Origin of the sequence: Cobetia sp. BMC6 (assembly GCF_029991385.1) — a bacterium.
Classification (GTDB): domain Bacteria; phylum Pseudomonadota; class Gammaproteobacteria; order Pseudomonadales; family Halomonadaceae; genus Cobetia.
This window is the reverse complement of the sequence record NZ_JAKUMF010000006.1, coordinates 214,093-229,747: the sequence shown is the minus strand read 5'-3', so window position 1 is coordinate 229,747 and position 15,655 is coordinate 214,093. Positions and strand designations below refer to the sequence as shown.

Genomic DNA, 15,655 nt, shown 5'->3' with positions numbered 1-15,655 from the left:
TAAGCCTGCCGCCAGCGTTCAATCTGAGCCATGATCAAACTCTTCAGTTGAAAGCTTGATAGTCTGTTAAGCAGACCAAACTTGGTTCAGAGTCAAACTTCTCGTGAGAGGCTTGCTCCGATATTTGGTGACCTTGTCACCACTCATCGGCAAGCGCTCACACGAATTACCTGATCAAATTTTTAAAGAGCGTCGCTGTGAAGCGAGGAGGCATATTTTACCCGGAACGCTTGAGAAGTCAAGCACTTGATAATGAGTCAGTCGACTGCCTCTAAGCATCATCAAGCGGTGAGGAGCGTTGCCCGATCACCTGTCCCGTAAGGAATGCGGCGTATTCTAGCGAATCGCCCGGGATTGTCAATCGATGATTTTCGAAGCGGGCTTCAAAAACATCCAGCAAAACAATCACCTGCAAACCTCTTTCACCGCTGGTAACGCCATGCGTCCCCGGCAGCGGATGCGTACTTTACGCACGAACTGTCGTGAGGGCAAGGGCTTTTTGGCAGTAATGCCCAAAAGAGTGCAAAGCGAGTCCATGCGTTTCTCTAGCACCATCAGGACGGCATCTCGAAAGACATCACACGAGAGTCCACTATATAGCCACTTCCTCGACAAACGCTGTCAGCACTGTCCCATCAAACGCCCTCCACTATGCAACCCTCTCAATATGCTTCTCTTCTACAGGGACCCTGCAAGACATGTGAGTCGCTGCATGTGCGATAGCATCGGCCATTGCACTCTCTCTCCCCGCCGCCATCTGGCAGACACTGCCCACGATGATCAGACACGGTGTCGGCAATGGATGCTCGGCCAGACGACTCACCATATTGCCGAGCGAGCCATGCAGGGTCTGCTGCTCGGGAAGGCTGGCATTGGCGACCAGCATCATCGGCCAGTCCGCCGGCAGTCCATGACGCTGCAACTCATCGCAGATCACCTCGAGACGATTGAGCCCCATGTAGAAGAGAAGCGTTTCATCGCGACGCGCCAGCTGCTGCCATTCAGGCTGCTCGCTCTTGCTGCAGAGCTGAGCGGTCACGAAACGCAGACGCTGCGCATGCGCCCTGTCCGTCAATGGCATCCCCAGGGCAGCAGCCGCACCGGAAGCCGCGGTAATGCCTGGCACGATATGACGCGTGATGGCGGCATCATCGAGAGCCGCGAGCTCTTCCCCCATGCGTCCGAAGACACCGGGATCACCACCCTTGAGGCGCACGACCCGCATGCCCTCCCCCGCCAGACGCACCATCAGCGCGCCGATCTCATCCTGCGGCACACTATGATTGCCGCAGGCCTTGCCGACGTAGTAGCGCTCACAGTGAACCGGCAGCTGAGCGAGAATCTCACCGCCGACCAGACGGTCATAGACCACCGCATCCGCAGCATTCAGCATTCGCCATGCCTTGAGCGTCATCAGGTCCGGGTCCCCCGGCCCCGCGCCCACCAGCGCGACCTGCCCCGGAAGAAACGCCTCCCAGGCGGGAGAAATCCCGTTGGCATCGCTGCGCGTCGGCGCATGCTGATTCCCTCCACGCCACTCGCGCCGCGACATCAGGCCGTCGGTCAGCCGTGCCATGAGAATCCCGAAAGACTCTGCACTGCTGGATACCGACATCAGGTCACGCCATTTCCAACGAATCAGTCCGCTCATCGGATCGCTCCTCTTCCACAAGACGTTTGAGTTCAGGCAGGCAGGAACCGCAGCGAGTGCCGCAGGCCAGTCGCGCGCCCAGTGCTTCCACGGAACCGTCACCGGACTGGATGGCCTGACGAATGGTCAGCTCGCCGACCTGATGGCAGGCGCAGATCATCGCCCCGACGTCCGCCTGCCCGGAGAGACGGCCGGCCAGCAGGCTGCGCCGCTCATGCGCGGAGAGCTGCTCTGATGCGAAGCATTCGCCCAGCCAGGCGATATTGGGTTGGCGATCGAGGTGTGCGTCACCCGGCATCACCTTCAGCCACCAGACAAGGCGCCCATCACGAAAGCCCGCTGCGCTGATGCCTCCCTGAGCGGCGTCCTGTGCCCAGAGCCCCGCCGGGACACCCAGATGGCCTTCGCACCAATGCTGCCAATCCGGCTGCCCCTGACCCGCCAGCTGGTAGCGCACCAATGCCGATTGCGGAATACGTGCCCAGTAGCGCCCATCGAGCTGGGCCACGGCATCCGCCAGGTCCTCACGCCCGGCCAGGATGGCGGGGGCGATCAACAGAGTGGCCTGCCACTCGCACGGCAATGGCGCGACCTCGACCGCGCCATGCTTGGATTCCGGCTGACCGGAGAAGGGATCGACAAAACCCGCCAGCAGCGCACCGGCCCGGGCATGACTCGCGAAGTGGTCACTCCAGTGCATCGGAATGAACACCTCCCCGCGTCGCTGACCACTGCTGATGCGCACGCGAGCCCGATAATCCCCACGTAGCCCGCCCTGCTCATCACGCCCCTTGAGTTGCGCGAGACCGCCATCCTGCAAATCACGAGCCGCCGCATCCTGCGGATGAAGCTCCACGAAAGGCTCGGCCCGGTGATTCATCAGGCGAGCACTGCGCGCGGTGCGCGTCATGGTGTGCCACTGATCACGTATACGTCCGGTATTGAGACGCAGCGGCGCCGCATCGCTCAGCGTCTGTTGCGGCAATTGCGGTGCCACGGGTACGAGGCGTGCGCGCCCATTTGGGGTGTTGAAGGTGGCATCCTCGAACAGGCGTGGCGTGCCGGTCAGCTCGCCCTTGCTCCCGCGGCGCACCGGCCACTGGATCGGCTTGAGCGCGTCGTAGCCCGCGCGATCCAGCTCCGCCAGCGGCGCGATGTTGAACAGCCGCTTGACCGAGGGTATCGCCGATGGCCTGCGACCGGCCTTGAGATGCGGCGCAGCATTGCGAAACCCCGAGAGGCGAGCGTGTTCACGGAAGATCGCGTGGGGCCCCGAGTAGTCGAAAGCCTCCTGATAGCCCATGCGCTTGCCGACCTCCGCCAGCTGCCACCAGTCATGACGCGCATCGCCCGGCGGAGTCAGCAGGCCACGCTGACGCGAGATGCAACGCTCGGAATTGGTGACGGTGCCATCCTTCTCGCTCCAGCTGCTGGCCGGCAGCACCACGTCGGCGTAGGCCAGGGTGTCACTGTCGGCCATGCACTCGGAGACGATCACCAGCGGGCAGGCCGCCAGTGCCGCACGCACTCGTGCACTATCCGGCAGACTCACCGCCGGGTTGGTCGCCATGATCCACAGTGCCCTAATCTCGCCGCGCCCCACCGCCGCGAACAGCTCGACGGCCTTGTGACCAGGCCCCTCGGGTAGATTCGGCGCCTGCCAGAACTCGCTGACCAGCGCCCGCGCGCCCGGCGTGTCGTAATCCATATGTGCCGCCAACTGGTTCGCCAGACCACCGACTTCGCGACCGCCCATCGCATTGGGCTGCCCGGTGATGGAGAACGGCCCCGCGCCCGGCAGCCCGATCTTGCCACCCGCCAGATGGCAATTGATGATCGCATTGCCCTTGTCAGTGCCACTGGTCGATTGATTCACGCCCTGGGAGAACAGCGTGACCACGTGCAGCTGGGTGGCGAACCAGTAATAGAAGGTCTCGAGACGCTCCACATCGATATCGCAATCCCGCGCAATCGCGGAAAGCGAGCAGTCGTCACGCTTCGCCTGCTTGAGCGCCGCATCGAACCCCTGGGTGTGGGCCTCCAGATAGAGGCGGTCGGTACGTCCGCGCTCAGCCATATAGGCCAGCAAGCCATTGAAGAGGCGCGCGTCGCTGCCGGGGCGAATACCCAGATACAGGTCCGCGATCTCGCAGCTGTCGGTCAGCCGCGGGTCGATCACCACGATACGCAGCAGCGGATTGTCGATACGTGCCTGCTTGAGACGCTGGAACAGCACCGGGTGGTTCCATGCCAGATTGCTGCCGACCAGCACCACCAGTTCGGCACGCTCGAGATCCTCATAGCTGCAAGGCACGGCGTCTGCTCCGAAGGCACGCTTGTGCGCCACGACCGCCGAGGCCATGCACAGCCGCGAATTGGTATCCAGGTGCGGTGTGCCGATGAAGCCCTTGAACAGCTTGTTGGCAAGGTAATAGTCCTCGGTCAACAGCTGTCCTGACAGATAGGCGGCGATGCTGTCCCCACCATGGGTACTGCGCAGCTCATCGAAGCGAGCAGCGATCAGATCCAGCGCCGTATCCCAGCTCACCTCTCGCAGCACACCAGCGGCATCGCGTATCTGAGGCTGCGTCAGACGGCCGCTGAGTGACAGCGTCTCGGCAAGCGCAGCCCCCTTGACGCACAGACGCCCATAATTGGCCGGATGGTCGTTGTCGCCGCTGACGGCGACGACCCTGCGCTTGAGCTCACCGCCTGCCTGCTCCCGGGTTTCCAGTTCAAGTGACACGCCACACCCGACACCGCAATACGGGCAGGTCGTCGAGGCGCTGCTGGGGGAAGACTCACTTGTGCTCTGGGGCTTGCTGGCCTGCATCGACATCACTCCCTGGTGCAGTAAGCATGAAAAAAGGCGCCTGATGACCCGCCACGTAATGTGCGGTCATCAGGCGCCTTTGCCTGTCGTGGTCAGTCCAGGTCTGCCCTGCAGGCTGACAATGGAAACTAACGGTGGATACGGCCTCGTCATGCCGATGGGTGCGCAATCTCGTCTTCGAGACGTCGACATGACGTGCATGATTGAAGAGCCGCCGTTGGCCGGTTCGCGGGGCTCGCAACAGTGAAGCTTGCGGAGTCGCGAACCCTCAATCAGGTATCACACCAATGACCTGACAGACGCACTTAACAGACCAACCCTGATCAATCACCATAAATAACAATCACTTGGTCGCCATAAGCTACCGAACCAGGAGGCGAACAGCGCAAGTCGGCCAGCGCCAGGCATCGCTGACGCACCAGCCATGTGCATCAGCGCATGCAACTGCACCAATCCCTGCCTTGATGTCTCCCCCAACCGTGACCGGCTCTACCATGTCAGGACAGTGCCTCGAGCATCTGCAACTGCAAGTGAATGAAAAATAGCGACTTTCTCTGGAGCGGCACCGAATTCGCCTGAGTGTCGGCAGGTTGGGTCAATGACGACCCCGAATCGCAGGTCTCGCAGCGCTCACTCCGATGAGTGGCATGCCGCAGCCGACGGTCCGCCAGACCTGCCGCAGTTGCGGGTGACAGTGACATCGCCGCCTGATGCTGCAACTCGCTATCCAATGCTTAGCCCTCATCTTCCAGGCAAAGGCGCCTGCTTGACGTCGTGATCATCACGGCGCCAAGCAGGCGCTTTTTTTATGCGTCCAGAACGTCAGCGCAAGGAGGCAGAATGCATCCGTCATCTACCACCCGCGAGCCTACGCCAGCACTGGTCATCATCGGCCACGGCATGGCGGCGCAGAAGCTTTTGGAGCAGCTGGTCTCGCTGAGCCCTGATCAGCAGCTGCCCTGGCCGACCACGGTGATCGGCGAGGAGCCCCACCTCCCCTACAACCGCATTCAGCTCTCGCCGCTATTGGCGGGCGAGACACAAACCGAAGGCCTGATCAGCCAGCAGGCCGACTGGTTCTCGCAGCATGGCATCACACGGATCAGCGGCGACCCCGTCAGCCAGATCGATCGCGCCGCTCGCTGTGTCGAGACCGCCAGCGGTGGCCGCATTCCCTATCAGCGGCTGGTGATCGCGACCGGCTCACGCCCGGCGCTGCCTCTGCCGCTACCAGCTCACCTGCCAGAGGCGTCGTACGCCAATGACTGGCCGCCGGGGCTGATGGGCTTTCGCGATCTGAAGGATGTCGAGCAGATGCAGGCCGCCTGCCTTGCCGGACGGCAGGGGGGCGCTGGCGCACTGGTCATCGGTGGCGGGCTGCTCGGGCTCGAGGCCGCCGAGGGCCTGCGCAAGGGTGGCCTTGAGGTGACGCTGCTGCAACGCAGCAAGCGCCTGATGAACCGTCAGCTGGATGAGGTCGCGGCCGGACTGCTGGAGCAGGAACTTCGCGAGCGTGGCCTCGACATCATTACTGGCGCGTATCTCGAAGAGTGGCTCGAGACCCCGGCGGGCCGCATCACCGGCGTGCGCCTCAAGGATGGCCGCGAACTGCACGCCGGACTGACCATCGCCGCCACCGGCATTCGTCCCGAAATCGAGCTTGCGCGTGCTGCAGGGCTGACCTGTCAGCGCGCCATCCAGGTCGATGGCCACCTGCTCACGAGCGATCCGCACATTCATGCGTTGGGCGAATGCTGTGAGGTGGATGGCGAGACCTTCGGCCTGATCGAGCCCATCTGGGCGCAGACCGAAGTGCTCGCCCGCCAGCTTCTCGCGCAACCGACTCCACCCTATCGCAATGCGCCACTGGCGACGCGCCTCAAGATCAGCGGCATCGACCTCTATAGCTGCGGCGAGCTTGCCCCACAGACGAATGACGAGGTGCTGGTCTATCAGGACCACGCCCTGGGCGACTACCGCCGACTGCTGCTGCGCGAGGAGCGTCTGGTCGGTGTAGTGCTCTACGGCGACGTCAGTGCCGGCAATGCCCTGTTCGAAGCGCTCAAGGCCGGCACACCACTGACCAGGATTCGCGAAGACCTCCTGCTGATGCCGGCAGAAGCCCTCGCACGTCTGACCCAGGACGGCCCGCCGACGGCGCCTGATGACCCCGGTGGCAAGCCGGGCACTCAAGACACTTCTGACAAGACCGACAAGACCAACAAGACCAACACCACGAACAAGACCGACAACACCCCTGACACCTTCGAGGAGGCCGCATGAAACACCTGATCATCATCGGCAATGGCATGGTTGGCCATCACTGCGTCGAACAGCTGATCGCACTGGGTGCCACCGCGCACTACCAGATTCATGTCTTCGGCGAAGAACGCCATATCGCCTACGACCGCGTGCACCTCTCGGAGTATTTCACCGGGCGTGATGCCGAATCTCTCGCGCTCGGTAGCGTCGAGGATTACGCCAGCGCCGGTATCACGCTTCATCTGGACGAATGCGTCACGGCGATCGATCGCGATGGTGGCCATGTCATCACTCCGCGCGGGCGCTATCCCTATGACAGCCTGGTACTGGCGACCGGCTCGACCCCCTTCGTGCCGCCCATCCAGGGCCTCGGTGAGCCGGGAAGCGAGGCTGCCGCCAGCAATCGTCTGGTCTACCGCACCCTGGAGGATCTTGATCAGATTCGCGCCGCTGCCGACAGCAAGACACGTGGCGTGGTGGTCGGCGGTGGCCTGCTGGGACTTGAGGCCGCCAATGCCCTCAAGTCACTCGGCCTGGAAGCGCATGTCGTCGAATTCGCGCCACGCCTGATGCCGGTCCAGCTGGATGAGGATGGCGGCCTTGCACTCAAGCAACACATCACTGCGCTGGGCGTGGGGGTGCACCTCAATCGCGCCACCACCGACATCGTGCCCGGCGAGCACCATCAGTGGCGGATGAACTTCTCCGATGGCGAATACCTGGAGACCGACCTGATCGTGTTCTCCGCCGGCATCCGTCCTCAGGATGCGCTGGCACGCAGCGCCAGCCTCGAGATCGGCGAGCGCGGCGGCATCATCATCGATGACGAATGCCGCACCTCGGACCCGGAAATCTTCGCCATCGGCGAGTGCGCCCTGTGGCAATCACGCATCTTCGGGCTGGTCGCGCCGGGCTATCAGATGGCCCGCGGCGTGGCGTCCCTGCTGGCCGCCAGCGCTGGCGATGCCACAAGCGATGCGCAGGAGCGCTTCCGCTTCCAGGGTGCCGACATGTCCACCAAGCTCAAGCTGCTGGGCGTGGATGTCGGCTCCATCGGTGACGCCCACGGCAAGAGCGAGGGCGCGATCAGCTATCGCTACTGTGACGAGGCCGATGGCGTCTATCGCCGCCTGATCGTCTCGCAGGACCGCAAGCAGGTGCTGGGCGCGGTACTGATCGGCGACAACTCGCGCTACGACACCCTGCTGCAGTACGTCACCAATGGCATTGCGGCGCCCAAGGACCCGGCGGCACTCATCCTGCCGGATGCCAGTGGCGAGGCCATCACGCTGGGCGCGGATGCCCTGCCCGATAGCGCCACTCTGTGTTCCTGCCACAACGTCTCCAAGGGCGATGTCTGCAGCGCCATCGATGACGGCAACAGTGATCTGGGCGCCATCAAGGCCTGCACCAGGGCCAGCACCGGCTGCGGGGGCTGTGCGGCGCTGCTCAAGAAGGTGGTGGACGCCGAGCTGGAAAGTCGTGGCGTCGAGGTCGACCGCTCAATGTGCGAGCACTTCGCCCACACGCGTCAGGAGCTCTACTCGCTGGTGCGCGTCGAAGGCATCGAGACCTTCGCCGAGCTGATGGCCAGCCACGGACGCCATCCCGATGCTCTGGGCTGCGAGGTCTGCAAGCCGGCGGTGGGCTCGATTCTGGCCTCGTGCTGGAACGCGCCGATCACCGAGTCCTCGCACATTCCGCTGCAGGACACCAATGACACCTTCATGGCCAACATGCAGAAGAACGGCACCTATTCCGTGGTGCCGCGCATCCCCGGCGGCGAGATCACGCCGGACAAGCTGATCGCCATCGGCGAGATCGGCAAGCGCTACAACCTCTATACCAAGATCACCGGCGGCCAGCGCATCGACCTCTTCGGAGCCCAGCTGCATGAATTGCCGGAAATCTGGAGCGAGCTGATCGCCGCCGGCTTCGAGACCGGCCACGCCTACGGCAAGTCCACCCGCACGGTGAAATCCTGTATCGGCAGCACCTGGTGTCGCTATGGCGTGCAGGACAGCATGGCGATGGCGCTGACGCTGGAAGACCGCTACAAGGGCCTGCGTTCCCCGCACAAGCTCAAGTTCGCCGTCTCCGGCTGTACCCGTGAGTGCGCCGAGGCCCAGAGCAAGGATGTCGGTGTGATCGCCACCGAGAACGGCTGGAACCTCTACGTCTGCGGCAACGGCGGCATGCGCCCGCGTCATGCCGAGCTGTTCGCGACCGACCTGGACGACGAGAGCCTGATCCGCACCATCGACCGCTTCCTGATGTTCTACATCCGCACCGCCGACCGCCTGCAGCGCACCTCCGTCTGGCGCGAGGGCCTCGAAGGCGGCCTCGACTATCTGAAAGAGGTGATTCTCGAGGACAGTCTGGGGCTCGGCGAAACCCTGGAAGAGCAGATGCAGCAGGTGGTGGACCGCTACGAGTGCGAATGGGCCAATGCCCTCAAGAGCCCCGAGAAACTCAAACGCTTCCGCAATTACGTCAATGACCAGCGCCCCGACCCGGCCGTGGTCAACATCGTCGAACGCGACCAGATCCGCCCCGCCAGCCGCGATGAACTGGCCAGTGACAATCTGATCATCAGCGACGGTGGCGCATGCGAATCAGTGGCAGAACATCAGCCTCAGTCAACGATCCATCTGGCCACGGAGGTACGCTCATGACATCGCCTGAACTTGCCATGACACGGAATACTGCATCGCCCCACCACTCCGCCACGGCGACATCATCCCGTCGCTGGGTGACACTCTGCCAGCGCGAGGACCTGGTACCGGGCTCCGGCGTCGCCGCCTGGCTTGAGGCGGACGGCCAGGCCTGCCAGATCGCCCTGTTCACGCTGCCGGCCATAGCCGATAGCGATGACCTCACGCTGTTCGCCATCGACCATCATGATCCGGTGTCAGGCGCCAACGTGATTGCCCGCGGCCTGCTGGGCGATCACGCCGGAGAGCCACTGGTGATCTCGCCACTCTACAAGCAGCGCTATCGACTCAGTGATGGCCAATGCCTGGACGAAGACACTCTTGCCTTGACGGTGTGGCCTGTGCGTCTGGCAGGCGGCGAGGTACAGATACAGTGCCAGCGGACAGACGATGCCTGCTAGCCACACCCGCAAACCACATCTGCAAGCCACATAAGTGATTGATGACGTACGCATATGCTCGAAAAACGGCACATATTTGGTGCACAACCATGCTGCAACGCACCATGAATCGCCCAGCAGCGCGCACGCCTCGAGTCATCTGACCGACAGCTGGCAGCTCACAAAGAGGCATCAATATCTCAAGCCATTGTTTTTACTGAGGATACTGTAAAGCTGGCATCGGGCATGCAATCTATACAGCGAGATGGCAAATGGCGGCTATCTCGCATGGCGTGCTCATTGCTGAGTCGAGGATCCGGGACCGGCGTATCCCCCTCGATATACAATGGCATTTAAGTCCACCCTATCTGGGGTGGACTTTTTTTATGCCAGCAGACAGCGACAAGCCATTGATTTCTTTGCTTCAAAGCACGATGGGCCACTCACTCTGTCTTGCTGATCTCCCTTCGTGCTTCTCGCTTTTCCTTCTTGCCCCTCGCCGCTCATTTTTCTTCCCGCTGCTGACGACGTGCGATCCAGCGCTGACATTCTCCGATGATGCCGCTGCGGAAGCTGAGCACGCAGACCACGAAGATGGCGCCCAGAATCACGCTGACCCAATCCCCCAGCGCGGATTGCGCCAACTGATGCTGCAGCCCGATGACCAGCCCGGAGCCCACCAGTGGCCCGAGCAGCGTGCCGACGCCGCCCAGCAATGTCATCAGGATCACCTCCCCCGACATGTGCCAGCTGGCATCACCCAGCGAGGCGAGCTGGAACACCAGCGTCTTGGTCGCCCCCGCCAGGCCTGCCAGCCCCGCCGACAGCACGAAGGCCACCAGCTTGTAGGCATCGGTGTGATAGCCCAGCGAGATGGCGCGCGGCTCGTTCTCGCGAATGGCCTTCAGCACCTGACCGAAGGGGGAATGCACCACGCGCCGGATCAGGGCAAAGGCCGCCACGAAGATCGCGAACACGAAGTAATACAGGGTGTGATTGTTCGCCAGATCGAACATGCCGAACAGCTCACCGCGCGGCACGCCATGCAGGCCATCTTCACCATGTGTGAACGGCGCCTGGATGAAGAAGAAGAACATCATCTGGGCCAGGGCCAGCGTGATCATCGCGAAGTAGATGCCCTGCCGCCGGATGGCCAGCGCCCCGAACAGCGTCCCCAGCACTACCGCGCCGAGCGTACCGGCCACGATGCCCAACGCCGGACTCAGGCCCGGGTATTCCGCGAGCAAGAAGCCGGTGATATAGGCGCCCGTGGCCAGGAAGGCAGCATGCCCGAAGGACAGCAGCCCCACGAAGCCGAGCAGCAGATTGAAGGCGCTGGCGAACAGCGCAAAGCACAGAATCTTCATCAGAAAGACGGGATAGGCGACCCAGGGTGCCAGTAACCCGAGCAGGAACAGCACGAGATACAGCATGCCCAGCGGGGTGATTCTGCGCGGCGCGCTGCCTGCACGCGCGGCCTGGTGATCCTGTTGCAGTACGGCCATGTCAGGCCTCCTTTCCGAACAGCCCAGCAGGGCGAAGCATCAACACCATCACCATCACCACGAAGATCACGGTATTGGCAGCCTCGGGATAGAACACCTTGGTCAGCCCCTCGATCAGCCCCATCGCGAGCCCGGTGAGAATGGCGCCGAGAATCGAGCCCATCCCGCCGATGACCACCACCGCGAACACCACGATCAGCAGGCTCGAGCCCATGGTCGGCGAGACGGGATACAAGGGCGCGGCCAGTACGCCGGCGAAGGCGGCAAGCGCCACGCCGAGCCCGTAGGTCAGCGACACCATCAAGGGCACATTGATGCCGAAGGCCTGCACCAGCTCGGGATTCTCGGTTCCCGCGCGCAGATAGGCTCCAAGGCGCGTGCGCTCGATCAGGAACCAGACTCCGAAGCAGACCACCAACGCCGCCACCAGCACCCAGGCGCGGTAGGTGGGCAGGAACATGAAGCTCAGCTTGAAGCCGCCACTCAGCGCCTCGGGGATCGGATAGCTCGACCCCGAGACTCCGAACAGATTCACCAGCGTGCCCTCGAAGATCAGCGCCAGCCCGAAGGTCAGCAACAGCCCATAGAGGTGATCAAGATGCTGGATGCGCCGCAGCAGCAGACGCTCGACCACGATGCCCAGGGCCCCCACCACCAGCGGCACCACGATCAGCGCCGTCCAGTAGTTGAGCCCCAGATATTGCGCTCCCAGCAGCGCCGCGAAGGCGCCCAGCATGTACTGGGCACCATGCGCGAAGTTGATGATGCGCAACAGACCGAAGATCACCGCCAGCCCAAGGCTCAGCAATGCATAGAAGGCACCGTTGATCAGCCCCAGCATCAGCTGACCGAACAGCACCATCAGGGGTATTCCAAAAATCATGGTCATCCGCCCATTCCTTTTCAGCGCCCATTCGCGTCAGCCGCTCGGCGCTGCCGATCATCCGACCGGCAGCGCCATGCCATACGTCTCAGCGACTCGACTGGTGTTCGGCTTCAGCCCTTGACCAGCTCGCACTGGCTGTCCGCCAGCGGTCGGTAGGCTTCAGCGCCGGGAATGGTGCGGATCACGTCATAGACATCCCACTCGCCTTGAGACTCGGAGGGCGCCTTGACCTTGACCAGATACATGTCGTGCACCATGCGCCCATCGGCACGGATGGTGCCGTTGCTGGCGAACATGTCGTTGACCGGCGTCTCGCCCATTCTGGTGCGCACGGTGGCGGTGTCATCGCTACCGGTGGCCGCGACCGCATTCAGGTAATGCAGGGTGCTGGAGTAGATACCGGCCTGCACCATGGTCGGCATGCGCTCATTGCGCTCGTGATAGCGCTGGGACCAGGCACGTGTCTCGTCATTGAGGTCCCAGTACCAGCCGGTGGTGAGCTGCAGCCCCTGCGCCACCTCAAGCCCCAGGGCATGCACATCGTTGAGGAAGATCAGCAGCCCCGCCAACGATTGCCCAGCCTGCACCACGCCGAACTGACTCGCCGTGGTCAACGCATTGACGGTGTCCGACCCGGCATTGGCCAGCCCGACGATCTTGGCCCCGGAACCCTGCGCCTGAAGGATGTAGGAGGAGAAATCACTGGTCGGGAATGGATGACGTACCTTGCCGACGATGGTGCCGCCGTTCTCGTTCACCACCTTTTCCACATCGCCTTCCAGGGCATGACCGAAGGCGTAGTCCGCGGTCAAAAGGAACCAGCTGTCACCACCTTCATCGACGATCGCCTTGGCCGTGCCATGCGCCAGCGGATAGGTGTCGTACACCCAGTGGACATGATTGGGCGTGCAATGCTCATTGGTGATGCTGGAAGCCGCCGAGCCGGAGACGATTCCCAGCGTGTCCTGTTCGGCGAGAATCCGTGTCACCGCGATGCTCACCGATGAGGCCACCAGGCCTGCGACCATGTCGACATTCTGCTGATCGATCCAGCCGCGCACCGTATTGGCACCGACATCGGCGCTGTTGCGGTCATCGGCACTCAATACCTCGATCGGCATGCCATTGACGCTGCCGCCGAAGTCCTCGACCGCCATCTTGAGTGCATCGAGGCCGCCCGGGCCGGCCAGATCACGATAGGTGCCTGACATGTCGGCCAGATAGCCGATCTTGATCACGCCGTCGCTGATATCGGCCTGCGCGATTCCCGCCAACAGGAGTGACCCCATCATGAGCGCAGACAGGGGCAACAGGCGCCGGCGTGTAGCCGCCGTGATGCGGCGGGACAACGGTGACGCGACGGGGGTGGCACTGGATGAAACGGTGGCGTTGCATGAAGCGGTGGCGTGCATGACATCTCCAGACCGGTTTTCCCGGCAATATTGTGATTGTTGTGGTGAGACGTGCGGACTTCAGTTTGGCGAGTGCAAAGGCCGTGCATGGCGGCCGACCCTGTGCAGCTCATCCCGAGCGGGGGTTCAGACCCCCAGTACCTTGTGCAGATATTCGTGGCGGGCCGGTAATTCAGCCGCGCTGATCTCTTCCAGAATGGTGCCGTGCTCCATCAGGTAATGCCGGTCGGCCAGCGGGGCGGCAAAGCGGAAATTCTGCTCCACCAACACGATGGTCATACCACGCGCCTTCAGCATCACCAGCACTTCGGCCAACTTCTGGTTGATGACCGGCGCCAGCCCCTCGGTGATCTCATCCAGCAGCAGCAGATCCGCTCCGGTGCGCAGGATGCGCGCCAGCGCCAGCATCTGCTGCTCGCCACCGGAGAGGCGCGTGCCCTGACTGGTGCGCCGCTCATGCAGATTGGGAAACAGGGCATAGAGCTCATCCAGCGACATGACCTGGCTCTGGGCCTGGTCATGCCCTGTGCTCTTGACCAGCGGTGGCAGCAGCAGATTCTCCTCGACGCTCAGACTGGCGAAGATGCCGCGCTCCTCTGGGCAGAAACCGACACCGAGATGGGCGATGCGATGCGGTGCCAGCCCCATGCTGTCCTGCCCCTTGATGAGGATGTCGCCGCTGCGCCGGCCAACCATGTTCATGATCGCGCGCAGCGTGCTGCTGCGCCCGGCCCCGTTGCGCCCCAGCAAGGTCACCAGCTCGCCGCGCCGCACCGTCATGTTGACGCCATGCAGCACATGGGACTCGCCATACCAGGCGTTCAGCTCGCGCAGGCAGAGCTGCTCTTCCCCCAGCGACGAGTCGGCCGCCGAGGCCTGCCTGTCCACCGCCTGCTCCATAACCACCGTCATGAAACCTCCTTGTGCTCATCCGCCGTGGACTCGGGCGCTTCACTGCCCAGATACGCTTCACGCACCTCGGGGTTGGCCGACACGCTGGCGTAATCGCCCTCCGCCAGCACCCGCCCGCGCGCCAGCACGCTGATGCGATCGCACAGACGGCTGACCACGCTCAGATTGTGCTCGACCATCAGCACCGTACGGCCCCGCGCCGCGACACGAATCAGCTCGACCACACGGTCCACATCCTCGGCGCCCATGCCCTGGGTCGGCTCGTCCAACAGCATCAGCGTGGGCTCAAGCGCCAGCGTGGTCGCCAGCTCCAGCGCTCGCTTGCGACCGTAAGGCAGACTGGCGGTCACGCGGTGGGCGTCATCGCGCAGCCCTACCTGCTCCAGCAGGTGCAGCGCCTGCTCGTTCAGGCTGTCGAGGCTGCGTTCCGGCTTCCAGAAATGAAACGAGGTGCCCTGGGGGCGTTGCAACGCGACCCGCACGTTCTCGAGCACCGTCATCTGGGAAAACACCGCCGATATCTGGAAGGAGCGCACCAACCCCAGGCGCGCGATCTCATGCGACTTCATGCGGGTGATGGATTTGCCGCGGTAGAGAATCTCGCCGCGAGTGGCCGGCAGAAAACGTGTCAGTAGATTGAAGACTGTCGTCTTGCCGGCGCCATTGGGGCCGATCAGGGCATGGATATGCCCTTCCTGCACCTGGAGATTGACGTCATCGACGGCCGTGAAGCCTCGAAAGTCCTTGCTCAAGCCACGCGTCTCGAGAATCGGGGCTGTCGCGGATGCGCCCCCGCTGGCACGCGGCCCCTGAATGGGCGGTGATGGCATGTCAGTACTCCGTCCTGACCGGCAAGCCGGTGGTCTGTGTCTTCCAAGAGACATGGGGGCTGTTCGTCAGCGCTGATGCCCGCAACGTCCGCCCACAACATCGCGGCTCGTCATCGACACGCAGTATCAACAGGAGGCGCTGTCCACAGGCCCTGGTCACAGGCCCTGGTCACAGGCCCTGTTCTCAGGCGCAATCAACAGACAGCACTGACAGGCCCTCGATACGCTCCATCGTTGCGACCGGCACAACTGACGTTAACGTAAACTAGA

10 protein-coding genes are annotated in these 15,655 nt (G+C 62.9%); 3 read left to right on the top strand and 7 right to left on the bottom strand.

The features are described 5' to 3' along the window. Positions 1-649: 649 nt before the first annotated feature. On the bottom strand, positions 650-1,651 hold the full coding sequence (gene cobA, locus MKZ40_RS12910) for a uroporphyrinogen-III C-methyltransferase (RefSeq protein ID WP_254627082.1): 1,002 nt from the start codon (positions 1,649-1,651) through the stop codon (positions 650-652). Continuing rightward, positions 1,620-4,484, bottom strand: a complete 2,865-nt coding sequence (locus MKZ40_RS12905) for a nitrate reductase (RefSeq protein WP_175089582.1) — start codon at positions 4,482-4,484, stop codon at positions 1,620-1,622. Before MKZ40_RS12905 ends, cobA begins: the two co-directional genes overlap by 32 nt. Positions 4,485-5,324: 840 nt before the next feature. Between MKZ40_RS12905 and MKZ40_RS12900 the strand changes: the two genes are divergently transcribed. Genes MKZ40_RS12900 through nirD form a run of 3 tightly spaced genes read left to right on the top strand, consistent with a single transcriptional unit; the run spans position 5,325 to position 9,861 of the window. After that, a complete protein-coding gene (locus tag MKZ40_RS12900; RefSeq protein ID WP_175089583.1) occupies positions 5,325-6,767 on the top strand; it encodes an FAD-dependent oxidoreductase in 1,443 nt (480 codons plus the stop codon). Beyond that, complete coding sequence (nirB, locus tag MKZ40_RS12895; protein ID WP_175089584.1) at positions 6,764-9,421, top strand: nitrite reductase large subunit NirB; 2,658 nt, start codon at positions 6,764-6,766, stop codon at positions 9,419-9,421. Before MKZ40_RS12900 ends, nirB begins: the two co-directional genes overlap by 4 nt. 17 nt (positions 9,422-9,438) lie before the next feature. Then, entirely contained in the window at positions 9,439-9,861 is a 423-nt protein-coding gene (nirD, locus tag MKZ40_RS12890; protein ID WP_217485860.1) for a nitrite reductase small subunit NirD, read from the top strand. 482 nt (positions 9,862-10,343) lie between these two features. On the opposite strand, the gene MKZ40_RS12885 is transcribed toward nirD, so the two are convergent. The 5 genes from MKZ40_RS12885 to MKZ40_RS12865 all read right to left on the bottom strand — a co-directional run bounded on the left by MKZ40_RS12885 (position 10,344) and on the right by MKZ40_RS12865 (position 15,385). After that, positions 10,344-11,273, bottom strand: coding sequence for a branched-chain amino acid ABC transporter permease (locus MKZ40_RS12885; RefSeq protein WP_217485862.1), 930 nt, complete (start codon positions 11,271-11,273; stop codon positions 10,344-10,346). 73 nt (positions 11,274-11,346) lie between these two features. Beyond that, positions 11,347-12,234, bottom strand: a complete 888-nt coding sequence (locus MKZ40_RS12880) for a branched-chain amino acid ABC transporter permease (protein ID WP_043334657.1) — start codon at positions 12,232-12,234, stop codon at positions 11,347-11,349. Between the two features lie 107 nt (positions 12,235-12,341). Then, the gene (locus tag MKZ40_RS12875) at positions 12,342-13,523 is read right to left on the bottom strand and encodes an ABC transporter substrate-binding protein (protein WP_175089587.1); all 1,182 of its coding nucleotides are present in this window, start codon (positions 13,521-13,523) and stop codon (positions 12,342-12,344) included. Positions 13,524-13,769: 246 nt separating this feature from the next. Continuing rightward, positions 13,770-14,555 carry an ABC transporter ATP-binding protein gene (locus MKZ40_RS12870; RefSeq protein WP_175089588.1) on the bottom strand — a complete coding sequence of 262 codons (786 nt, stop codon included), beginning with the start codon at positions 14,553-14,555 and terminating at the stop codon, positions 13,770-13,772. Next, on the bottom strand, positions 14,552-15,385 hold the full coding sequence (locus tag MKZ40_RS12865) for an ABC transporter ATP-binding protein (protein WP_052384708.1): 834 nt from the start codon (positions 15,383-15,385) through the stop codon (positions 14,552-14,554). Before MKZ40_RS12865 ends, MKZ40_RS12870 begins: the two co-directional genes overlap by 4 nt. Between the last annotated feature and the right edge of the window lie 270 nt (positions 15,386-15,655).